This is a genomic window from Variovorax sp. 01T439_2 (genome assembly GCF_056398445.1).
Map to the genome: position 1 here is coordinate 1 of NZ_JBFTPJ010000301.1, position 6,024 is coordinate 6,024.

At 64.5% G+C, this 6,024-nt stretch carries 5 protein-coding genes; 2 read left to right on the top strand and 3 right to left on the bottom strand.

Annotated features, from left to right (window positions below):
• Positions 1-474 precede the first annotated feature (474 nt).
• The 3 genes from AC1DOC_RS15695 to AC1DOC_RS15705 all read right to left on the bottom strand — a co-directional run bounded on the left by AC1DOC_RS15695 (position 475) and on the right by AC1DOC_RS15705 (position 3,994).
• Positions 475-939: a thioesterase, FlK family gene (locus tag AC1DOC_RS15695; protein WP_012747204.1), complete on the bottom strand. Its 465-nt coding sequence runs from the start codon at positions 937-939 to the stop codon at positions 475-477.
• 289 nt (positions 940-1,228) lie between these two features.
• Entirely contained in the window at positions 1,229-3,262 is a 2,034-nt protein-coding gene (locus AC1DOC_RS15700; protein ID WP_012747203.1) for a ParB/RepB/Spo0J family partition protein, read from the bottom strand.
• Between the two features lie 426 nt (positions 3,263-3,688).
• Positions 3,689-3,994, bottom strand: coding sequence for a JAB domain-containing protein (locus tag AC1DOC_RS15705; protein ID WP_478079934.1), 306 nt, complete (start codon positions 3,992-3,994; stop codon positions 3,689-3,691).
• A gap of 596 nt (positions 3,995-4,590) precedes the next feature.
• On the opposite strand from AC1DOC_RS15705, the gene panD reads away from it, so the two are divergent.
• Both panD and AC1DOC_RS15715 read left to right on the top strand, forming a co-directional pair.
• Positions 4,591-4,992 (top strand): aspartate 1-decarboxylase, encoded by a 402-nt coding sequence (gene panD / locus AC1DOC_RS15710; protein ID WP_012747202.1) that lies wholly within the window; start codon positions 4,591-4,593, stop codon positions 4,990-4,992.
• Between the two features lie 339 nt (positions 4,993-5,331).
• Positions 5,332-6,024: hypothetical protein (locus AC1DOC_RS15715; protein ID WP_478130052.1), on the top strand; the 693-nt coding region annotated here is incomplete at its 3' end.

The window sequence follows — 6,024 nt, forward strand, 5'->3', positions numbered from 1 at the left end:
AGGTCCGCGCCCATCGCGGCCTTGGCGTGATCCGGACGGTGCGGGTCCGGGCGCGTCGCACCGAAGGCCGCAACGCGAGTGGAGGACCGGAAGGCCCGACAAATTTGCCTCGCGAGGAAGACCGCAGGTCGGGGAAATTTGTCGGGCCGTACGGTTGCGGCGAGGAAGCCCGAGGCGAAGCGCAACGAAGAGAAGCGCCGCCGTGCCCGCGCCAGGATTCACGACAAATACAAGGCCGTGGGCGTGCACCTGATCCGAAAGGATGCATGGCCCAGGCACCGGTACCGCAGCAACGGCTCTCCGGCAGGCCCCGGACGCAGTCCAGGTCCATGCCGGCTGACCAGGAAAGCGCCGCCGGAACGTCCCACAGCGTCGAGGCGGCAGACGTGATCGGCATCAGCGGCATGGAAGAAAGTCAGATATCTACGGAAAGAGCCTGAACCGTGACGCGGGATGACCCGTCGTTCCCGGCCGTCAGCCCTGTTGTCCACCGCCGCGGGCCGCCTCAAGCGCATCGACCTTCGTGGCGATACGCGACTCGATGCTGGCCCGATGCGCCGCCACCAGCGTGACGGTCCCGTCGAGTACGAGCTCGTGGTCGTCATAGGCCTGGACACGGAATGTCGCACTGCGCTCGCCGAGACCCTCGACCCATCCCCGCAGTCGCAGCCGTGTCGTCGGTGGAATGGGGCCGAGATGCTCGATATGCACAGTGCGCCCTACGACCACCTCCATCATCGCGTCGATATGCATCTGCATTTCGCGGACGCAGATGGACTCGACCACCGCAACCAGGTACCCGGTCGCCAGACATTCGATCAACGTTTGCGCGTATTCGCGGCCATGCGGCAGTCTCGCGAACAAAGACCGTGCCGTCTGGTCATGCGACACCGCATAGGTTTCTTCAAAACAGATTTCGCTGACGCCTTGCTGGTTCATGAGAATGTGAGAGGTGACATCGCTGTGTTTTCAAGATCAGAGACAGATGCGTACGCCCCTGGACTGGAACTCTCACGATGCTCACGCGATGTGTCGGCGAAGCCAACCTAACGGGGCATGGCGGGGCGTACCACGGCGCAGGAAATTCCGATTGCTTGGGACACGCAACGCCGCCACGGCGCGTCCATCGTCCCCACCCTCATCGCAAACGAAAACGCGCGCGGCATACTTGCCGCGCGCGTTTTTTCTCGCGCATCCAAGGCCCCGGCCTCCGGCCGGGGCCTCATGCTTAGGCGACTGCCGCCAGCCCCTCGCGCTCTTCGGCCTCGGCAGCGGCTTCATCCGCTTCCAGCACCGCGTCGATTCCAGACGATATTGGCGTCTCAGGGCTCGGTTCTGCCTTGCCCCTGAACATCACCGGCAGCCACCCGGTCCCGGCCGCGAGCCTTTCGGCCTCGCTCGCAATCTCGGCCTTCTTGAGCTTGGACAGCCGGGTCACGTGATCGGGTGCGAAGGCCAGCACCGCCTCCAGCGCCTTCGCCTTGGAGACATGCGCGAAGTAGCCTTCGGCGGTCGGCGCCCACCAGTCATGCATGTCGAGGCTCACGGCCTCGGCCAACCCGGCGGCAGGCACCTCGTCCTCGCGGGATGCCAGCACGCTGACGGTGGAAGCCACGCACACCGCCAGCAACGACAGCAGCTCGCCTTGCGGCAGGGCCAGCAGTTCGGCAAAGAGAGCTTTGGGCTCTTTCGGCAAGCGGCCCGCCCATGCCTCGCGGACCTTGCCCATGCCCACCGCCGCAGGCGAGCCCCCCACATCCGGGGCATGCTGCGTCAGCCCATCCTGCGGGGTGGCGATGATGTCGACGGGAGAACCACCCGAACCGTAGCTGTCGAAGACCACGCGCAGCGCGAGCCGATGCACGACAGCCACCAATGCCACCTGCGGATGCCGGGCGACCTCGGCCTGCAAGGCGGCTGTGCGATGCGCGCTCAACCGCTTCGCCAGCTTCTCCGAGATACCGGACTTGACCGACTCATCAGCATCGCCGCCGTAACCATTGCGCTCCACGCCTGCCGCACCGGCCTTCTGCCGCTCTTGCGCCCGTAACGTCTTGGCCTGTTCCTCGCGCAGCAGCCCACGGTGCACCACCACGCCGCCCATGTGGTCCACGGACACCACGACACCCGCCATTTCCACCGCACTGGGCGGATAAACCGTCAGGGTCTGCTCGATGGCTTCCAGCTCGTTGCCGAGCCGGTTCAGCTCCTCCTGCAGAGCCTGCACGCCGTCCTCGCTCAGTTCCGCATCCTCGTCATCGAGACGGTCCTGTAGCTCGTTCTGTTTTCCTTCAAGCTTGGCAATGCGCTTGGCCTCGGCCCTGCTCGGGTCGCGGCGCGTGCGCCGTACCCGCTGGAACACGTGCAGCTCGGCAGCCGTGGCGCGCGGCGCGACCTCCACCCACCCCCAGCCCTCCAGCTGAACCTGCTCGACAACATCGGCGAGCTTGTGACGCGCGAGCGTGTCCAGCAATCCGGCATCGGTGAGATAGCCTCCCTGCTCTTCGTCCGAGAACAGGTCGCGCCGCACACCACCTCCTGCGGCCTCGTAGGTTTCCAGTCCGACGAAACGGGCCAGCGCATCGCGGCTGGCATCGATCTCTTCATGGGTCAGATGATCACGCAGCGCCTCGGGGCTGCGCTGCCATGCGGGGCTGTCGTAGAACGCGGCCTCCTGCGCCGCGTGGTCGTCGGTGATGGCGAGCGCCATCAACTGTTCGAGGGTCGCAGCGCCGGTCTGATAGTCCGCCAGCAGGCGCGGCGAGACGTTGGCGAGCCGCAGCCGGCGTCTGACCACCAACGGCATCACGCCGAAGTCCGCCGCGATGGCCTCCACCGAGCGGCCTTCGGCCACAAGGGCCTTCCATGCGAGCAGTTCTTCGACCGGTCCCATGGCCTCCCTCTGCACGTTCTCGGTGAGGCTCGCCGTGCGCGCCAGCGTGTCGGCCACCAGCATGCAAGGCACCGACCAATCCTCTGGGATGCGCCGCTTCTTGGCGAGCAGCTTCAGGGCCGCGAGGCGGCGCCCACCGGCGACGACCTCGAAGTCACCGTCATCGCCGCAAGGAATCACGGTGAGGTTTTGCAGAAGGCCCAGACGCCGGATGCTTGCAGCCAGCGCAGCAATCGACGTGCGCGCCTTGCGGCGCACGTTGCGCTTGGACGGGCGCGGGCGCAGCCGCGAAAGCGGCACCAACAGCATGTTCTGCGCAGGTACGGCTGCTTCAAGGGCGGAAACTTCTGACGCATCAACAGTATTCATGATCGAACTCCTGTCCCATGTCGGGACGTTGGAAAACAAAACTGGGAAAACAAAAACCGAAACTGGATTCAGGGTGTGGGTCTGTGCATAGGCGCTCTCCTTGGGTGTTGGGCTCCGCAGGGGCCGCGAAGCCCTTTCGCGGCCATACAGGCCGGCTGGGGCCGGCGCGGGTGCGCCGTCAAGGGAGAACAGCGAAGGCGCTGGCGCGGCCCGCAGGCGAAGCCGAGGACACGGGCGCCGCAGCGGCCCTTGACGGGGGGAGCGCACGCAGAGGCCAGGCAAGCCGCAGACAGCGGCGCGCAGGTGGCGGGTGCCGCCACCGGAGAAATGAAATCGAGGGAATCGGCCGGCACCGGCCGCCGGCCAGAAGCACGCGCGCAGCGCGCATGCGAGTGGAAAATACAAAAGGGGCCGAAGCCCCCTTTGCTACATCAACCCATGCTCGGCCATCGAGTAGATATCGCAGCCACCGATGATCAGGTGATCCAGCACCCGCACGTCCACGAGGGACAGGGCCGACTTGAGGGTCTGCGTGAGCGCTTCGTCAGCCAGCGACGGCTTTGCCGATCCCGAGGGATGGCCATGCACCAGCAGAAGCGCTGTACTGTTGCGCGCCAGTGCGTCCTTGACCACCTCACGTGGATACACCGAACTCTGTGCAACCGTGCCTCGGAACATCTCCACATAGTCCAGCACTCGGCACTGCACATCCAGATGCACAACAGCGAACACCTCGCACTCCAGCGCTCCATGCCGCAGACACAGGAGTCCCGCACCAGCTCAGGCGAAGACAGCGCGTCGCTGCCACGCACCCGCCTTGCCAGCAGCCGCTGCGCCGCAAGCAGCACCTCATCGGCCTTGGCCGGACGGTATTCGCCCGCGACATCGCGAACGAGAAGAGGAACAGAGGCGGAGAACTCGAAGGAAACGAGGGAGGAGAAGAGATCGTGCGACATAGTCGGCTCCGTGAATCGGGCGGGATTGCCMGAGACCGAAACCGGCACGCCGCAGCGCAGCTGTCAGGGTTCGAAGACGGCCGCCAGGACGCAAGCGCAATGCCATTGCGCGCAGACCTTGACGGCGAGAACGGCGTGCAACGATGAGAGGGACAGCAAGCCAACCCCATCCACCATCCTCCCTGCCTCTCGGCAAGCGCAGCGCGCAGGCCTGAAGGGCCGGAGATCGCAAGGATGGAGGCTGCGAGCGCGGACGCCACCGGCGGCTCGACTATCCTTCGCTCACCGCGCCTGCGGCGCCCTTCATCCTGGTGTGTTCATCGATGGACGCCAGACTGATCCACCTTTTCGTAGAGAGAAAGAGTCCGTTCCATGTTCCGCACCCTGCTCAAGTCCAAGATCCATCGCGTGGCCGTCACCGACTGCGAACTGCACTACGAAGGCTCCTGCGCCATCGACGAAGACCTGCTGGATGCCGCCAACCTGGCCGAGAACGAGCAGGTCCACATCTGGAACATCAACAACGGCGAGCGCTTCGTCACCTAYGCGATCCGCGGCGAGCGSGGCACCGGCATCATCTCGGTCAACGGCTCGGCCGCGCGCCGGGCCTCTGTGGGCGACTTGATCATCATCGCGGCCTTCGGCCTGGTGCCCGAAGACCAAGTGGCGGGCTACAAGCCCAAGCTGGTGTTCGTGGACAGCGCCAACCGCATCAAGGAAGAACGCGCCCACATTCCCGTGCAGGCCACTGCTAACAAGCCTGTAACGGTTTAAGGCGGGCCCACTGCGCACGACCTGCGCAGTGGATCAGAGGTTCGCTAGAGTTCCCACACCTGATCGAGGATCTGATCTTGGCCCTCGCCGGCAGCCTCCCCCCGCTTGTTTTGCCGTGAACGCTTTTCGGGCTGTCGCTGGACGGTTTCGCGTGCGTTTGCGAAGCCCTAAGGAAAACGAGATAATGCCGCTTCGCCTTTGGCAAAGGCACGCCGCCCGCAGCAGCGAAGCTCCGAGAGTATTGCCCTTCGATTCATCAAACTCCTGACATGCCTTTTCTCAAGGTCCATGTGGAGACGGTAGCGGGTGACGTTTCGATGTGGACCGTGGAGAACTGTCATGTTCATGAATTCCCCTGTCCCCTCATCGATTGGCGGCATCAAGAGCCTCGCCCGACAGATCAAGCACGCGACCGGCGCCTCTCACGCTGCGGCCCTCGACAGCGCGGCCCAGACTGCCCGTTTCCAGAACTATGCCCACGCCCAGCGAATGTTGGCAGTTCATGTCGCCGCAACACCGTTGGCGGATGCGCGGTCGGACTTGTATCCGCTTTTTCTTACGTTCTACTGGAAGGACAAGGAGAGCGGCGAGCGAGGCCGAGAGACCCTCACGATTCAGCTCTCGGCTGCCTGGACATCGCTGATCACGGCTCAACAGTTGGCCCACAACCGCTCACTGTACGACCTACAGCCCATGGCCTCCGACCATCTGGAAGGCAAGCACTACTGCAGCGGGCAAATGGAAGCTCGTGAACACGCATGCGCTGCAGCCCGGGTTTTCCAGTTCATGGATGCCACCCGACTGCGGCCTTCCGCCAGTTACAGCCGCGTCTATCCCAGCGGCAATTCGCGCAACTGCATCCCGCATTCCGATCATCCCAGCGTATGGTTCGATCCCGCGACACGACGCTACCTGTTCGTGGACGAGCCGTATAAGCGGGCCATCGGCGAGCGCGAGGAGCAAGAGCGAGAAAGATGGGCCATCAGCCATCTGCAGGTCATCGCCAAGGCCACTTGGCGAGGCATGTACAAC